The following is a 15,978-nucleotide window of genomic DNA, read 5'->3' as shown; positions in this document are numbered from 1 at the left end:
TCTTCGCGTCGGACGTGCTGGATGAACCGCCGGCAAACATAAATCTAAAATCATATGAAATTGCAACGCTACGCAACTACCAGAGCCTGATGCCGCTCTCGCATGACGCCCGTAAACCGATGTTCGATCTGCGGGCCGCGGACGGCGCGCTCGGCAGTACGCAGACGCTCGTCAGCCGATGCCACCGTGACTTCCGATCGCTCGCCGAAGAACTTCTACAGCGGCTGGAGTCGGTGCCGCTGGAGGCCTGAGCACGATACCCTGAGCCCGATACCTGGCGCACCCGGGAAGCAGCATGCTCCCACCGGTTTCCGCCGGCCCTCCCAGCATGCCCGACCTGTTTGGGATCCATCAGGGCGGACCACGCTCCAAGCGGCCGGATCGTCTCACGGGTTCGGTGCTGACGGTCCTCCGATAGCGAATTCCAATCCTGCGATCGGCGGTTCCCGTACACCTGTCGTGTCCGGTCGCGGCAGCTTACGATTCGGGGAGGCCCGGCTCAAGAAACCCAGGTCCAGCACCCAGGAGGGGCGGTCGAGAATGGTCGGCGTACGGCCCGCGACCCATGTGCCCGAGTCCGATTTCGGGACCGTCGGATCCGCTCCTCGCAGGAAGACGATCAGCAGTCCTTATCTGCACCGCCTGCAGCGTCGTCATTTTCTGCTGTTCGACGTCCTGCCGATCGTCGGTACTGTCGCCGCGCTCGCGTTCCTCACGGTACATCCGATCGGCGTCACCGAACTCGCCCTGCTCTTCTCGATGTGGATCGTGACCGGGCTGGGCGTCACCGTCGGTTATCACCGGCTGTTCACGCACCGCGCCTTCAAGGCCGCGCCGTCCGTCGCGGCCGTGCTCGCGGTCCTCGGCTCGATGGCCGGGCAGGGCGGCGTGGTGTCCTGGGTCGCTCTGCACCGGCGGCACCACGAGTGCAGTGACCGGGAGGGCGACCCCCACTCCCCGAACCTCGCCGGCGGTGGCCTGAAGGGCCGGCTACGCGGCCTGGCCCACTCCCATTTCCTGTGGATGCGCCGCCATGAGTACCCGAACGTCGTCCACTACGCGCCGGATCTGATCAGGAATCGCGCGCTGGTCCGGGTCGCCCGCCTCTACTACTACTGGGTCGCGCTCGGGCTCGCAATCCCCGCGCTCGTCGGCGGCCTCGTCTACCTGAGCTGGGCCGGGGCGGTCAGCGGCCTCTTCTGGGGCGGTCTGGTGCGGATGTTCGTCCTGGAACACATCATCTGGGCGATCAACTCCTTCCTGCACATGTTCGGCACCCACCCGTACGAGTCCAGGGAGAACAGCAGGAACGGCGGGATCTTCGCTCTGCTGACCTTTGGCGAGTCGTGGCACAACAACCATCACGCCTTCCCCGACTCGTCTTCTTTCGGGTTGAGCTGGTACCGTCTCGACCCGGGTTACTGGCTCATAAAAATGCTTTCTCTCGGCGGTCTCGTATGGGATGTCAAGCGCCCGTCCGAAGAGCGGATGAAAGCAAGTCGTATATCCGGTAACGGCAAGCCAGCCCCCAGCACCGCGGCATAAGGAGCGAGCACGTTGAAGCCGAGCAAGGAATCGATTGCCGACTGGTGCCAGCAGTACGTCGCGCATCTCCTCGAGGTACCGGTGGACGCGGTGGATCCGGACGCGGACTTCGACCGGCTGGGCGTCGACTCCGCCCTCGCCGTCTCCCTGCTGATCGAGGTCGAGGAACGCTACGGTGTCGAACTGGCACCCGAGGCGTTGTTCGAGAACCCGAGCATCAACGCGGTCGCCGGATATCTGTACGAGCAGAGCCAGCAGCGCGTGGCATAGTCATGACCGCATCAGCCGACATCGGCCGGACGACCGGGGCGGCGGCCGCCATCCGTCACCACTACGACGTCGGGAACGCGTTCTACAGCCTCTGGCTGGACCGTTCGCTGACCTATTCGTGCGCGCTCCGGGAAGGCCCGGACGACACCCTGGAAAACGCGCAGGACCGGAAGCTGCGGTTTCACCTGGACGCGGTCCGGGCCGAGAGGGCCCGCAGCGTGCTGGACATCGGCTGCGGCTGGGGTGCCGTCCTGCGGCGGCTGGCGGAGGAACACCGGGTCCAGCGGTCCGTCGGTCTCACCCTCAGCGAGGAGCAGGCGTCCTTCGTCCGCTCCCAGGGATATCCGGGTGTGGAGGTGCGTACGGAGAACTGGCTGCACTACGAGCCGGACGCGTCCTTCGACGGGATCATATCCATCGGCGCGTTCGAGCATTTCGCCCGGCCCACGGACTCCCCCACCGAGAAGATCGGCCTGTACCGGGAGTTCTTCACCCGCTGCCGCGGCTGGCTGAACCGGGACGGTGTGCTGTCGCTGCAGACGATCGCATACGCGAACATGTCCCGCGCGGACGCGAGCGGGTTCATCCAGCAGGAGATATTTCCCGAAGCCGACCTGCCGACACTCGCGGAGATCACAGCCGCGGCCGAGGGAGTTTTCGAGGTCCGGTCGGTGAGCAACGGGCGGCTCGACTACGCCTGGACGTGCGAGGAGTGGGCCCGCCGGCTGCGCCGGCACCGCGACGAGGCCGTCCAGATCGTCGGGCCGGAGGTGGTCGCCCGGTACGAGCGCTATCTGAAGCTGTCCGCCCTCGGCTTCCGGATGGGAAAGATCTGCCTGTTCAGAATCGTTCTTCAGCCTTTCCGGAGCGGATACTTCGACAGCCGTGGGGGGCGGGCGGGATGACGGTGGAGACACCCGGCGCGGCGGCTGCCAGCACCATCGGGCCGGCGCCGGCGGCAGTCCGTTTCAACCCCTTCAGCGCCGAGTTCCGGCGTTCCCCCTACCCGCTCTACCGGCAGCTTCGCGACACCCAGCCCGTTCACCGGGCACTGGGCATGTGGGTGCTCACGCGGTATACCGACGTACAGGGCGTCCTGCGCGACCGTACCTTCAGCGCCGGGCTCATACCCGAGCTGATCAGCCGGCAGGCGAGCCGGCTGTCGCAGCAGGACAACGTGGCGCTCATCGGGCGGCTGGGCAGGAAGTCGCTCGTCTTCACCGACAACCCGGACCACGCCCGGCTGCGCGGGCTGGTGAACCGGGTGTTCACGGCGCAGGAAATCGACAGGCTCCGTCCCCGTGTCTCGCGGGCTGTCGAACAGCTGATACAGCGGGCCTGGGACGACGGTGGCATGGACGCCGTCACCGACTTCGCCGCGCCCCTGCCGGTCACGGTCCTGTGCGACTGGATGGCGCTCCCAGGGGATCTGCGCGCACACGTCGGCCAGTGGACGCATGACATCCGTTTCCTGCTCGAGCCGGGGCTGATGAAGGCCGCGGACTTCACCCGGGTGTGCGATGTCGTCGAAATGTTCGCGCGGGCCCTGGACGAGGTGATTGCCGAGCGCCGGTCCTGGCCGGGCGACGACCTGATAAGCCAGCTGCTCGCCGCGCGGACCGCCGGCGGCGACAGGCTCAGCGACGAAGAGCTCGTCTTCGTGTGCATCATGTGCTTTGTCGCCGGCAACGAGACCACGAAATCCCTGATCGGGAACGGCCTGCTCGCGCTGCTCCAGCATCCGGCGCAGGACGCTCTCCTGCGCCGCCGCCCGGAGCTCGCGCCAGCGGCCGTCGAGGAGGCGCTGCGCTACGACAGCCCGCTGCAGATGACCAAACGTCTCGCGACACGCGAGGTCGACATCGACGGGAAACGGGTGCGGGAAGGCGACCAGGTTCTGCTGTGTCTCGGCGCCGCGAACCGCGATCCCGCGGTGTTCGCGCAGCCGGACGAGTTCGACATCACCCGTGACGCCAAGGGGCATCTCGCCTTCGGCCACGGAATGCACGGCTGCCTGGGCGGGCTGCTGGCCCGGCTGCAGGCGGAGGTTACCTTCGAACACCTGTACCGACGCGCTGAACGCCTGGAGTTGCTGACAGAGCAGCTCCAGTGGCAGGAGCACAGTTTCATCGTCCGCGGCCTGACAAGTCTCCCGGTCGCGCCGAGGAGCATCGTCTGAATCGCCGGGACGCCGGGGTGAGCCCGATCGGGATCCGCTCGCGGACAGGGGAAGAAAAATGACGCGGCAGAAAATTTTGCTCCCGGATGTCCTGCGCGGCCGCGCCGCCCTCGAGCCGACCGGCAGAGCGTATGTCTTCCTGGACGAGTACGAGAAGGAAAAAGAAGTCCTGACGTATGGCGAGCTGCATGCGCGAGCGCTCGCCGTGGCCGGCTGGCTGGGCCGGCACTGCGGTGCCGGCGACCGGGCACTGCTGGTTTTCCCACCGGGCCTGGATTTCATCGTCGCGTATTTCGGATGTCTCTATGCGCAGGTCGTCGCGGTACCCGTCAACCCGCCGCGCAAGCAGCAGGTGCAGGACACGACGCTGCGCATCGTGCGGGACTGTGAGCCTGCCGCGGTACTCACCGTCAACTACATGGTCGAGAACACCCGATCCGCGCTGGAGCCGGTCCACGCGGTCCCGCACTGGCTTCCGGTCGACCGGATCACCGACATGGCGGAGACGGGTTTCGACCCGTCGCCCTGCTCGGCGGGCTCCATCGCCTTCCTGCAGTACACGTCGGGTTCCACATCCGACCCGAAAGGGGTCGTGGTCTCCCACGGTAACCTTGCCGCGAACCAGGAGATGATACGTCGGGCATTCGGCCATGACCGGGACTCGACGTTCGTCGGCTGGGCGCCGCTCTTCCACGACCAGGGGCTGATCGGGAACGTCCTGCAGCCCCTCTGGATCGGGGCGACCAGCATCCTCATGTCGCCGATGGCGTTCATCCGCTGGCCGCTGCTGTGGCTGTCGGCTGTTTCCCGGTACCGTGCCCACACCAGCGGCGGGCCGAACTTCGCGTTCGACGCCTGCGTCACGCGGGCCGCCAGAGGGGACATTCCAGAGCTTGACCTGAGCTGCTGGAAGGTCGCGTTCAACGGCGCCGAGCCCATCCGGCCCGAAACGCTGCGCCGGTTCGCCGAGGCCTTCGCGCCCTTCGGTTTCAGTGAGCGGGCGCTCTACCCGTGCTACGGGCTGGCCGAGGCGACTCTGCTGGTGACCGGCAGCCAGAAGGGCCGCGGCCCGCGCACCATCGAGGCGGACGTCGACGCGCTCGCTGACAGACGCTATGCCGAGGCCGCCGACGGCCGCGGCCGGAGCCTCGCGGGCTCCGGGCTTCTTCTTCCGGAGGAAACGCTCCGGATCGTGGACCCTGAAACGAAATGCCCGTGCCCGGCGAACCAGGTGGGAGAGATCTGGGTCGCCGGGGAGCACGTGGCACAGGGCTACTGGCGGCGCCCGCAGGCCACCGCCGACACGTTCCGGGCCGAATGTGACGGCGAGCCCGGCCGTACCTACCTGCGCACCGGCGATCTCGGCCTGGTGGTCGACGGCGAACTGTACGTGGTGGGCAGGCTGAAGGACCTTGTGATCATTCGGGGGCGGAACTACTATCCGCAGGACATCGAACACACCGTCCAGTCGTCACACGCCGCGCTGAGATCCGGCGGGTGTGCCGCGTTCTCGGTTCCCGGCCCCGACGGGGAGAAACTCGTCGTCGTGCAGGAAATCAGGGGCGACCAACGGCGGAAGGCGGACGCGCGGGACGTCGCCGCGTCGATCCGGGCGGCGGTGGTACGGGAGCACGACCTTTCCCTGGGCGATCTGGTGCTGACCCTGCCGGGCCGGCTGCGGAAGACCAGCAGCGGCAAGATCATGCGGGCTGCCGCCAGAAAGCGCTATCTGGAGAACGGTTTCGAGGCCTGGGCACCGGCGGCACCATCAGCACCGTCGGCACCGTCGGCCGCCTGAAGGATTCGCCCGAAGGACGCACCTGAAGAACTCTCCCGAAGAACTCGTCGACCAGCGGGGAGAACCCTGGACATGGCAGTGCTGGAAACGCCGAACCCCGCCTTCGAACGGTTCGTGCGGGATACCGTCCTGAACATGCCGGCCGCGCGGCACCTGGGTTTCACCTTCGGCCGGATAGCGCCGGGGGACGTCGAGATCATTCAGCCGTACCGGGAGGAGCTCACGCAGCACGACGGCTTCGTCCAGGGCGGTGTGCTCGGCGCGCTGGCGGACTTCGCCGGTGGCTGCGCGGCCGGCACGCTGCTGCCACCCGGATGGGTGAACATGACCATCGACTACACCGTCAAGATCCTGGCCCCGGCGAAGGGGGAGAAAATCGTCGCGCGTGGCCGGGTCGTCAAGGCGGGCCCTGTCATGACCGTCGCCGCGGCCGAGGTCTATTCGGCCGACAGGGCCGACGAGACACTCTGCGCCACCGCTTTCGTGACCATGCGCAATATCAGGGCGGCCAGATCATGACGACACGAGGAAGCTCCGAGGAAGCGTTCGTCTTCAACCCGTTCGCCGGCGGTTTCAGCGACGATCCCTATCCCCACTACGCGGAACTGCGTGACACCGCGCCCGCCCACGAGCATCCGCTCGGCTTCTGGATCCTGTCCAGGTACGAGGACGTGTCGAAACTGCAGAGATCCGGGCACTCCGTCGACGAGCGGCACCTGACACGCCTGCCGCGGTGGAAGAGCGACTCCCGCACGCTCGGCAAGGAGAACCGGCTGATGTGCGGGCTGGCCATCCTCGACCAGGACCCGCCGAACCACACGAGGCTTCGCCGCCTTGTCTCCAAGGCCTTCACCCGACGTGCCGTCGACGCGCTGGAACCGCGGATCGCGGCGCTTGTCGACCAGGCGTTGGACCGGGTCGCGGATGCGGGCCGCGCGGACCTCGTCGCCGAACTCACCTTCCCGCTCCCCTTCAGCGTGATCTCGGAGATGCTGGGCATCCCGGTGGTGGAGCACACCCGTATCCGTGAGCTCACCGGAACGCTGGTGCGCGCGCTCGAGCCGCTCGCCGACCCGGCCCTGCAGGCCGAGATCCGGTCGGCCAACCGCGAGCTGACGGGAATCGTCGGCGACATGACCGACTGGAAACGGGACAATCCCGGCGACGACCTGATCAGCGCGCTTATCGCCGCCGAGCACGACGGCGACGTGCTCAGCGGGGACGAACTGGTCGCCCAGGTCATGTTCCTCTACATCGCGGGCCACGAAAGCACGATGAACCTGCTCGCGGGCGGGATTCTCGCGCTCCTGCGCCATCCCGACCAGCTGCGGCTGCTGCGGGAGGAGCCCGGGCTCGCCGCCAACGCCGTGGAGGAGATCCTCCGCTACGACACCCCGGTACACCTGATGCGGCGGATAACCGTCGAGCCCCTCGCCGTACACGGCGAGGAGATCCCGGCCGGCGCGTGGGTGGTGGCCGCCCTGGCCGCGGCCAACCGGGATCCGCGGTTCTGGGGGGCGGACGCCGACAAGCTCCGGCTGGACCGGCCGAACGCGCACCAGAACGTCTCGTTCGGCGCCGGTATACACCACTGTCTCGGCGCGGCACTGGCCCGGCTGGAAGCCCGGGTCACCTTCACCCGGTTCGTCCGGCGCTTCCCCTCGGCCACGGTCGAGGAGGTCCGCTGGAACGGCCGGATCAACGTACGCGGTCCGGCGGAACTGTCGATAGTTGTACGGTAGGTGAATTCCGCCTGATACGGGCGGTGGGTGGCCCGGTCAGGCCCGGTCAGGCCCGGTCAGGCCCGGTCGGCCGTGGCAAGGAACTTCTCCAGCAGGCTGGTGATCGCCGCGGGCTGTTCCAGGGTGCTGCTGTGCCCGCAGCTCGCGACGATCCGCAGCTGGGCCCCTGGAATGCGGGCGGTGATGCGCTCCGATTTCTCCACCGGGGCGGCCCTGTCGTCGGCACCGACGACGACAAGTGTGGGCACCGTGATACCGGTGATCTCCCGCTCCACCGACGCGCGGCTGACCACCCCGAGCACCGCCTTGCGTATGGCGGCGCGCTTGTTGCCGCTGAGCCGGCCGGCCCACTCGTCGATCGTGGCCGCGCTGGCCGCGTCGGCGAGGAAGGCGGGGCCGAACATGTGCGGGCTGACCTTTCCCAGAATCGGTCTGATACCGAACAGACGCAGCAGCAACGCCAGCAGCTTGTACTCGCGGGCTTTGCTCCGCTCCTCGGCCCCGGCGCTGGTGTCCAGCAGTGTCAGCGAACGCAACAGCTCACCATGGCGGGCCGCGATGCGCTGCCCGACAAAACCACCCATGGACAGCCCCACCCAGTGCACCGGCGCGACCCCGAGCTCCCGGATCAGCGCGACCGCGTCACCGGTGAGGGTGTCCATGTCATAGCCGCCGGCGGCGGCCGGGGTATCGCCCTGCCCACGCCAGTCGACCGCCACACAGCGATAGCGCTCACGCAGGGCCGCGATCTGTGCGCGAAACATCCAGCCACCGAACAACAGGCCGTGCCCGAACACAATGGTCGGCGCGTCCGGCAGCCCCGCCGGCACCCCGGTATCACTGTAGGAAATCGTCACACCACTGACATCGATAGTAGGCACGCTGCCCTCGTCCCCGCCGGCGACCAACAACCGGACGTCAGCGTAATAGACATGCCTGCCACACAATGAGACCACACGATGACCAACAGGCTAATTCAGCTCTTCACACCGGTACGGGAGAGCCGCGCAACACGACCGCGGCAGCGATGTGCGGGTCGAGCGACGGCATAGACATCCTGGTCTTTGCCGTGCAGGGACTCGGTGCGATATGACAGGTCGTGCCGATCTTTTCGTCTACCCGGATCGACGAAATGTTGTCGCCGTCGATGCCAGAGAGCACCTGATCGACGGCCGGGGGCCCGCAGGCGAACCGGAGCGAGATGTGCGCGGTTCCCGTCGCGAGCCCGCGGCACCAGTGGGGCTGGGCGATGAACCAGGTCACCTCGACACCGGTCCTGGCTTTCTGAACCGACGGCTCCCGACACGCCCAGATGGCGGAAGAGTACCTTCATATTTACGGTGAGTCACGATTTTCAGGAACAAGTCGGGTGCCATCCGGTGCCGAACAGTTCGTTCAGGGGGCGGGAGCACCACCGCCAGCGGGCCGAGCAGTGCGCCTGTCTGTGACAATGCCTGTCTCGAGCAATCCGGGAGGGGCCCGGCGCCGAAGCACTGGTGACAGTGTCACAGTTGGAGGTGTCCATGCGCGTCGCGGCATACGGCGACCAGCCCCCGGCGCCGTCTCCCGGTGTCCTGGAGTCGTTGCTCGGCCGCGTCGCACGTGGCGATCAACAGGCGTTCGAGAGTCTCTACGCCGCGGTGGCCGGGCCGGTCATGGGCCTGGTGCGCACGCTGGTACGGGATCCGGCCCAGTCGGAGGAGGTCACCCAGGAGGTGCTCATCGAGGTGTGGCGCTGCGCGGCCCGCTTCGATGCCCGGCAGGGCAGCGCCATGGCGTGGATCATGACGTTGGCGCACCGCCGCGCGGTGGACCGGGTGCGCTCGGCGCAGGCGGCGGCGGACCGCGAGCACCGGGCCGGGGCGCGTGGTCGCGGCCCGGCGTTCGACGAGGTCAGCGAGCAGGTCGAGCACCGTCTGGAGCGCGCCCAGGTGCGACGCTGCCTGGAACGGCTGACCGATCTGCAGCGGGAGTCGGTGATACTCGCCTACTACCGCGGCTACACCTACCGGGAGACCGCCGACCTGCTGGGCGCGCCGCTGGGGACGGTCAAGACCCGGCTGCGCGACGGGCTGATCCGGCTCCGTGACTGCCTGGGGGTGTCCGTATGACCACCGCCGACCTGCACACGTTGACCGGCGCCTACGCCCTGGGTGCGCTGCCGGCGGAGGAAGCGGAACAGTTCGCCCACCACCTGGCGGCGTGTCAGGCGTGCGCCCAGGAGGTGCGGGAACTGCGGGAGACCGCGGCCCGGCTCGCGCTGGCGGTGGCGGAGGCCCCCCCAGCCGCCCTGCGTTCCCGGGTGATGGCGGCGGTGGCCGAGACCAGGCAGCTTCCGCCGACCGGGCGCGGAACCCCGGTGGCGCTGCCGGCCCGCCGGCTGCGGTGGCGGCGGCTGCCGCACCTGGTGGCCGCCGCATGCCTGCTGCTGGCTGTGATCAGCGGAGGTCTGGCCGTCGACGCCCGGCACGAGGCCGACCGGCAGCGTGCCCACACCGCCCAGGTCGAGCAACAGGCGGTGGCGCTGAGCGCGCTGATGACAGCGCCGGACGCCACGATCCGTGCCACCGTCCTGCGGGGCGGGGGCGGTGGCACCGTCGTGGTCTCCCCGCGGTTCGGCCAGGCCGCGTTCGTCTACCACGATCTGCCGGCGCTTGCCGACGGGCGGGTCTACCAGCTGTGGTACAGCCGGAACGGGACGATGGTGCCCGCGGGGCTCGTGAAGACCGGCCGTTCCTCGGGCGCGCTGCTCCTGACCGGTCAGACGCAGGGGGCGGACGGGGTCGGCGTGACGGCGGAGCCCCGGGGCGGCTCCCCCAGCCCCACCAGCGCGCCGCTGGCCCTGCTTTCGCTCTGACTTCTCTTTGACCCCGGGCTTCTTCCACGCTCACCCGTAACAGCCGGACCGCGTGTTCGGCCGCCGGCCGCCGGCCGCCGGCCGCCGCGTTGCCCGTCCGATGGCCCGCGGTGACGTGCTGTCAGGAGACAGCCGCTGGTCACCGGCCGCCACGGGCGGCGCGGAAAAGACGCGGAAAGAAAAACGGAAAAGCGGCCGAGCCCGACCAAGCCACGGCGGCGATCGCACCGAATGACAGTTGTGGTCGACGAGACGATGGCGGTGGAGAGCGGCGCGGACGGCCTTCCGCGACCAGCGCGACTGGTGCGGCTGGTCCTTGCCGGGCTCGGTGGGCTGATCGCCGGATTCGCCGCCCTTGCGGGGGCGGAACTGGCCGCTGCCGCGGTCAGGCCGCAGGCTGGCCCGGTCATCGCCGTCGGTGGGGCGGCGATCGACCTGGCTCCGCCGGCACTGAAGGACTTCGCCGTCCGGCACTTCGGCACCAACGACAAACTGGTGCTGCAACTGGGCATCCTGGCGGTTCTCGCGCTGTTCGCGATCGCGATCGGCCTGACAGCCCTGCGGTACCGGACGGCCGGTGTGCTCGGCATCCTGCTGTTCGGCGTGGTCGGAGCCGTCGCCGCCGCATCCCGCCCGGATGCGGAAACGCTCGATCCGCTGCCGTCCGTGGCCGGTGCGCTCATCGCAGCCGTGGTTCTGAGCATGCTCATCCGTCGGCTGACCACCCCTCCGGCGGGCCTCCCGGACTCCGGAAACGCCGTTGCCCACGATGATCATTCGGTATCCGCGCGACCAGATCCCACGCAACCGGAGCCCACACCGCCCGTACCAGCGGTCACGCCAGCGCCCACAGCCACCCCGGCGCGGCCCGTGCCCACAGCCACCCCGGCGCGGCCCGCGCCCACGGCCACGCCGGCGCGGCCCGCGCCCACGGCCGCGCCGGCGCGGCCTGTGCCCACAGCCACGCCGGCGCGGCCAGCAGCCGCGTTCGACCGGCGGGGATTCGTCCTCGCGGCGACCGCGGCGGCCGCGGCGTCCGCCGGGGCGGGAGCGCTGGGACTGTCGTTGAACGCATCGAGCGGCACCCGAGCTGTGGCGTCACGCACCGCCGTCCGCCTGCCGCGGCCCCACGCACCGGCTGCCGCGGTTCCCTCCGGCGCCGACCTGCGGCTGCCGGGGCTGGGGCCGTTCCTGACGCCGAACGCCTCGTTCTACCGGGTCGACACCGCCCTGGTCGTCCCGCGTGTCGACGCCAGCACCTGGCGGCTGCGCCTGCACGGCAGGGGCGTGCGCAACGAGATGCGCCTGAGTTTCCAGGACCTGCTGGAACGCGAGCTGATCGAACGCGACATCACCCTGACCTGCGTGTCCAACGAGGTCGGCGGACCGTACGTGGGCAACGCCCGCTGGATCGGCGTGCGCCTCGCCGACCTGCTGCGGGAGACCGGCGTGCGCCCGCCGTCGCACGGTGGCCCCGCCGACCAGCTGGTGTCCCGCTCGGTGGACGGCATGACCATCGGTACTCCGGTGGAAGCCGTGCTGGACGGCCGCGACGCGATGCTCGCCCTCGGCATGAACGGCGAACCGCTCCCGTTCGCCCACGGCTTCCCCGTCCGCATGGTCGTACCCGGGCTGTACGGCTACGTCTCCGCCTGCAAGTGGGTCACCGACCTCGAACTGACCACGTTCGACGCGTACGACGCCTACTGGGTCAGACGTTCCTGGTCCAGCCAGGCACCGATCAAGACCGAGTCGCGTATCGACACCCCGAAGCCCTTCGCCTCCCTCACGGCGGGCACGGTCCCGGTGGCGGGCGTGGCCTGGGCCCAGCACAAGGGGATCGACCGGGTCGAGGTCCGGGTCGACGGCGGCGCGTGGCACGCCGCGACACTCGCCGCGCAGGACACCGCCGACACCTGGCGGCAGTGGCTGTGGGAATGGCCCGCCACCCCCGGCAGCCACGCCCTCGAGGTCCGCGCCACCGACCGGACCGGCTACACCCAGACCGACCGGCGCGCCGGCACCATACCCGACGGCGCGACCGGCTGGCATTCGGTGGTGGTCAGCGTGACCTAGCCCTCGCCGCTGCCCCGCTGCCGCCCCGTATCGGGCGGACCGCCGTGGCCGGTGTCCGCACCGCACGGGGCACCGGCCCACCTCTCAGCCGACCAAGGGCTCGTCATCCAGTCAGGGACCGTCCGCGTCAAGGACTGGTCCACGGGCCCAATCCTGACACCGGAGTCACGATGACCGCTTTCACCCGCATCACCCGCTGTGTTACCGCCGCTGCCGCCGTCGTCATCCTGCCGCTGGCACTGACCGCCTGCGGTGGTGACGACACGCCCACCGACTCCGCGGCCAGCGCGCCCGCGTCCTCCGCGGCCGCGCTGCCGACGGCCCCCGGCGAGTCGGTCATGGCCCAGCCGTTCGGCGCCGCCTGCTCCGCCGTGCCCACGAGCGGCGCGGGCAGCTTCAGCGGCATGGCCAGCGACCCGGTCGCCACCGCCGCCTCCCACAATCCGGTGTTGTCCACCCTGGTGACCGCGGTGGAGAAGGCCGGCCTGGTCGACACCCTCAACAACGCGCAGGGCATCACCGTCTTCGCGCCCACCAACGACGCCTTCGCCAAGATCCCAACAGCCCAGCTCAACGCGATCCTCAACGACAAGGCCATGCTCACCAAGATTCTCACCTACCACGTCGTCGGGCAGAAGGCCGCTCCCGCCGACCTCGTCAACGGCTCCTTCGCCACCCTGGAGAAGGGCAGGCTGACCACGTCCGGCTCCGGCGAGTCGTTCAAGGTCAACGACACCGCGAACGTGGTGTGCGGCAACGTCCAGACCGCCAACGCCACCGTCTACATCATCGACAGCGTCCTGACACCCACATCCTGACCGGCCGTAGGTACCCGGCCCGTAGGTGCCCGCCCGTGGGTGCCCGGCCCGCGGGCCCGCGTACGCGCCGGCGTGATCCGGCCGACGCCGCGCAGGCATCGATCGCAGGACCGGCTACCGCCGCTCGACGGCGCCTCGGTGTCCGACCGCCCTCACGGGGGCTCCGGCCGGCCTTCCGGGACATGGAAGGGGGATCGTCCGGAACCGGATAGCCGGGCCGCGTCTTTATGATCGTGACGTTTCCCAGTAACGGCCCGGGAGGTAATCCCACCTCCCGGGCCGTTACTGCCCACCTCCCGGGCCGTTACTGGGATCGCCGGAAAGCGCGGGAACGCCCGCCACGCCGACACATGCTCCGCCGCCATCCGGCCCACCGCGGCCCGACCCGTTCCCGCCATCGTCCGCTGCCGGACAGTGCCCGGGCAGTGGCCGGACAGTGGCCGACAGCGGTTTGCGGTGAAATCCTGTCGGTGTGACCGGTGACGGGGGCGATGACGGGTCCGAGTGGGATTTCTTCGTTTCGTACACGCGGGCCGACGAGGACTGGGCGAAGTGGGTGGCCTCGCGTCTGGAGGACGCCGGGCACCGGGTGATGTTGCGGGCGTGGGACGTGGTCCCGGGAATGCACTTGCCGGAGCGGATGCTGGCGGCTATGGCGCGGTCGAAACGTACAGTGGCGATGCTGTCACCGAAATATGTTGCCTCGAAGATGTGTACGGCACAGTGGCAGGCAGCATGGAGGTCGGATCCACTGGGGCGGAACCGACGCCTGCTGCCGCTGCGGGTAGTCGACTTCACCCCACCGGAGCCCTTCAGTAAGATCGTCTGTACGGACCTGTTCGAGATCGACGAGGCGACGGCGACGGCCCGGCTGGCGGCAACGGTCGACGCGGCACTGACCGGTAGTGCGCGCCCGTCGGTGACACCACCGTTCCCAGGTCCGACAGCCGAGGAGGACAGCGGCCCGCGTTTTCCGGGGCCGCGGGTGCTGTCACTGGCATGGCCGCGGAATCCGCACTTCACCGGACGGGAGGAGGAACTGTCGCAGTTGCGCGCCCGCCTGCTCGATCAGCGGGTGACGACGGTGCGGCCACAGGCGGTGCGGCCACAGGCGGTGCGGCCACAGGCGGTGCGGCCACAGGCGGTGCACGGCCTGGGCGGGGTCGGGAAGACCCAGCTGGCGGTGGAATACGCCTACCGGCACTTCCATGCCTACGACGTGGTGTGGTGGGTGCCGGCGGAGAAACGGGAACTGGTCGTCGACGCGCTGGCCGCGCTGGCGCAGCGGCTGAAGGTGGGGGTGGCCGGGCAGGCGGAGGAATCCGCACGGGCGGCGCTGGAACTGCTGCGCCACAGCTCCCGTTACCAGAACTGGCTGTTGATCCTGGACAACGCCGCCGAGCCGGCCGATCCGTTCGGTGTGCTGAAAGCGGCGGAGTTCAGCCACGGCCATGTTCTGATCACGTCACGGGACAGCCAGTGGTCCCGGCTGGCCAGCACCGTGGAGGTCGACGTGCTGCCCCGGCCGGAAGCGGTCGGGCTGCTACGCTCCCGCGTCCCCACGATCAGCGAGGTGGACGCGGCACGGATCGCCGCCGTGGTCGGGGACCTGCCACTGGCGCTGGAACAGGCCGGGGCGTGGCTGGCGGAAACCGGGATGGCACCCGCGAAGTATGCCGATCTTCTTGTCGACCAGCTACGGACGCACACGGCCAGGAAAGGGCCGGACGGGTCGCCGGACGGGGCCAGCGGACCCCGGCGGGTGCTCCTGACCAAGGGTGCGCCGGACGGTGTGCAGCCAGTCGCGGCAACGTGGACGGTCGCACTGCACCGTGTGGACGACCCGGCGGTGGTGATGCTGGCCCGGCTGTGGGCGCACTTCGGCCCGGAACCGATCCCGGCTGATCTCGTCCGTCCCGAGACCGCCGAGTTGTTGCCCGATCCGTTACGGGAGGTAGCGGCCGATCAGGTACGGCTGCCGGAGACCGCCGGCCGGCTGGCGCGGCTGGCGGTCGTCCGGCATGTCGACGGCACGGTGGTCATGCACCGGCTGATGCAGGCCGTGCTCCGCGACGACACACCCGCCGCGCTGCGGCCCCGGTTGCGTACGGCCGTGCACCGGCTGCTGGCCGCCGGGCATCCGCCGCACCGGAACCGTCCTGACAGCTGGCCCCGCTACGCCCGCATCCACCCCCATGCCGTCGCGACCGGCCTCGTGGAGGACGATCACCCGGACAGCCGCAGTATGATCATTCGCCTGGTCCGCTACCTGCGGGCACGCGGCGACTACCCGGGCAGCCACAGCCTGGGACTCGACGCTCACACCCGCTGGTCGTCCACTCTCGGCGATGATCATCTGCACACGATCGCGGCCCTGGGCAGTCTCGCGCGCACAGTACGAGCGCAGGGTAACTACGCCGAGGCCCTAATCATGTTCAACGACGTGCTCATCCGACGCCGCCGCATCCTCGGCAAGGACGATCAGGACACGATCACCGCCGCACGCAACATCGCGTTCACAGTACGGATGCAGGGCCACTACGACGAAGCCCGGACCAGGTTCGAGAACGTACTCACCCAGTCGCGCCACATCCTCGGCAAGGACCATCCGCACACGATCACCGCCATACACGAACTAGCGTTCACGGTACGGGTACAGGGCGACTACGCCGAAGCCCGGAGCATGTTCGAGG

Annotated in this window: 14 protein-coding genes and 1 pseudogene; 13 read left to right on the top strand and 2 right to left on the bottom strand. The window is 69.2% G+C overall.

Translation table 11 applies throughout. The features are described from left to right. The 8 genes and pseudogenes from AC5LSR_RS17700 to AC5LSR_RS17665 form a co-directional block, all read left to right on the top strand. Window positions 1-251: pseudogene (locus AC5LSR_RS17700) on the top strand (ParA family protein); the annotation flags it as partial. A 289-nt stretch (window positions 252-540) separates the two neighbouring features. Further along, window positions 541-1,545 (top strand): acyl-CoA desaturase, encoded by a 1,005-nt coding sequence (locus tag AC5LSR_RS17695; RefSeq protein ID WP_250285247.1) that lies wholly within the window; start codon window positions 541-543, stop codon window positions 1,543-1,545. A gap of 12 nt (window positions 1,546-1,557) precedes the next feature. Further along, window positions 1,558-1,815: an acyl carrier protein gene (locus tag AC5LSR_RS17690; RefSeq protein ID WP_250285246.1), complete on the top strand. Its 258-nt coding sequence runs from the start codon at window positions 1,558-1,560 to the stop codon at window positions 1,813-1,815. A gap of 2 nt (window positions 1,816-1,817) precedes the next feature. Further along, window positions 1,818-2,720, top strand: a complete 903-nt coding sequence (locus AC5LSR_RS17685; protein WP_250285245.1) for a class I SAM-dependent methyltransferase — start codon at window positions 1,818-1,820, stop codon at window positions 2,718-2,720. Next, complete coding sequence (locus tag AC5LSR_RS17680; RefSeq protein ID WP_250285244.1) at window positions 2,717-3,994, top strand: cytochrome P450; 1,278 nt, start codon at window positions 2,717-2,719, stop codon at window positions 3,992-3,994. The genes AC5LSR_RS17685 and AC5LSR_RS17680 overlap by 4 nt, the downstream gene beginning before the upstream one ends. Before the next feature lie 58 nt (window positions 3,995-4,052). Next, the gene (locus AC5LSR_RS17675) at window positions 4,053-5,792 is read left to right on the top strand and encodes a fatty acyl-AMP ligase (protein ID WP_250285243.1); all 1,740 of its coding nucleotides are present in this window, start codon (window positions 4,053-4,055) and stop codon (window positions 5,790-5,792) included. 72 nt (window positions 5,793-5,864) lie between these two features. Beyond that, a complete protein-coding gene (locus AC5LSR_RS17670) occupies window positions 5,865-6,311 on the top strand; it encodes a PaaI family thioesterase (RefSeq protein ID WP_250285242.1) in 447 nt (148 codons plus the stop codon). Beyond that, entirely contained in the window at window positions 6,308-7,534 is a 1,227-nt protein-coding gene (locus AC5LSR_RS17665; RefSeq protein ID WP_250291876.1) for a cytochrome P450, read from the top strand. Before AC5LSR_RS17670 ends, AC5LSR_RS17665 begins: the two co-directional genes overlap by 4 nt. A 56-nt stretch (window positions 7,535-7,590) precedes the next feature. On the opposite strand, the gene AC5LSR_RS17660 is transcribed toward AC5LSR_RS17665, so the two are convergent. Beyond that, window positions 7,591-8,415, bottom strand: coding sequence for an alpha/beta fold hydrolase (locus AC5LSR_RS17660; protein ID WP_250285240.1), 825 nt, complete (start codon window positions 8,413-8,415; stop codon window positions 7,591-7,593). A gap of 103 nt (window positions 8,416-8,518) precedes the next feature. Then, a complete protein-coding gene (locus AC5LSR_RS17655; protein WP_445548450.1) occupies window positions 8,519-8,848 on the bottom strand; it encodes a GNAT family N-acetyltransferase in 330 nt (109 codons plus the stop codon). Between the two features lie 182 nt (window positions 8,849-9,030). On the opposite strand from AC5LSR_RS17655, the gene AC5LSR_RS17650 reads away from it, so the two are divergent. The 5 genes from AC5LSR_RS17650 to fxsT form a co-directional block, all read left to right on the top strand. Next, window positions 9,031-9,645, top strand: coding sequence for a sigma-70 family RNA polymerase sigma factor (locus AC5LSR_RS17650; RefSeq protein ID WP_493464652.1), 615 nt, complete (start codon window positions 9,031-9,033; stop codon window positions 9,643-9,645). After that, window positions 9,642-10,391 (top strand): anti-sigma factor, encoded by a 750-nt coding sequence (locus AC5LSR_RS17645; RefSeq protein WP_250285237.1) that lies wholly within the window; start codon window positions 9,642-9,644, stop codon window positions 10,389-10,391. The genes AC5LSR_RS17650 and AC5LSR_RS17645 overlap by 4 nt, the downstream gene beginning before the upstream one ends. Before the next feature lie 231 nt (window positions 10,392-10,622). Continuing rightward, on the top strand, window positions 10,623-12,467 hold the full coding sequence (locus AC5LSR_RS17640) for a molybdopterin-dependent oxidoreductase (protein WP_493468694.1): 1,845 nt from the start codon (window positions 10,623-10,625) through the stop codon (window positions 12,465-12,467). Window positions 12,468-12,637: 170 nt separating this feature from the next. Further along, entirely contained in the window at window positions 12,638-13,285 is a 648-nt protein-coding gene (locus AC5LSR_RS17635) for a fasciclin domain-containing protein (RefSeq protein ID WP_250291881.1), read from the top strand. A gap of 472 nt (window positions 13,286-13,757) precedes the next feature. Next, window positions 13,758-15,978, top strand: a 2,221-nt coding sequence (gene fxsT, locus AC5LSR_RS17630; protein WP_493468693.1) for an FxSxx-COOH system tetratricopeptide repeat protein, incomplete at its 3' end; no start/stop codon positions are given.

The organism is Protofrankia sp. CiP1_Cm_nod4 (genome assembly GCF_982290645.1).
The sequence above is the reverse complement of the archived record's forward strand: the minus strand, read 5'-3'. Positions and strand labels throughout refer to the sequence as shown.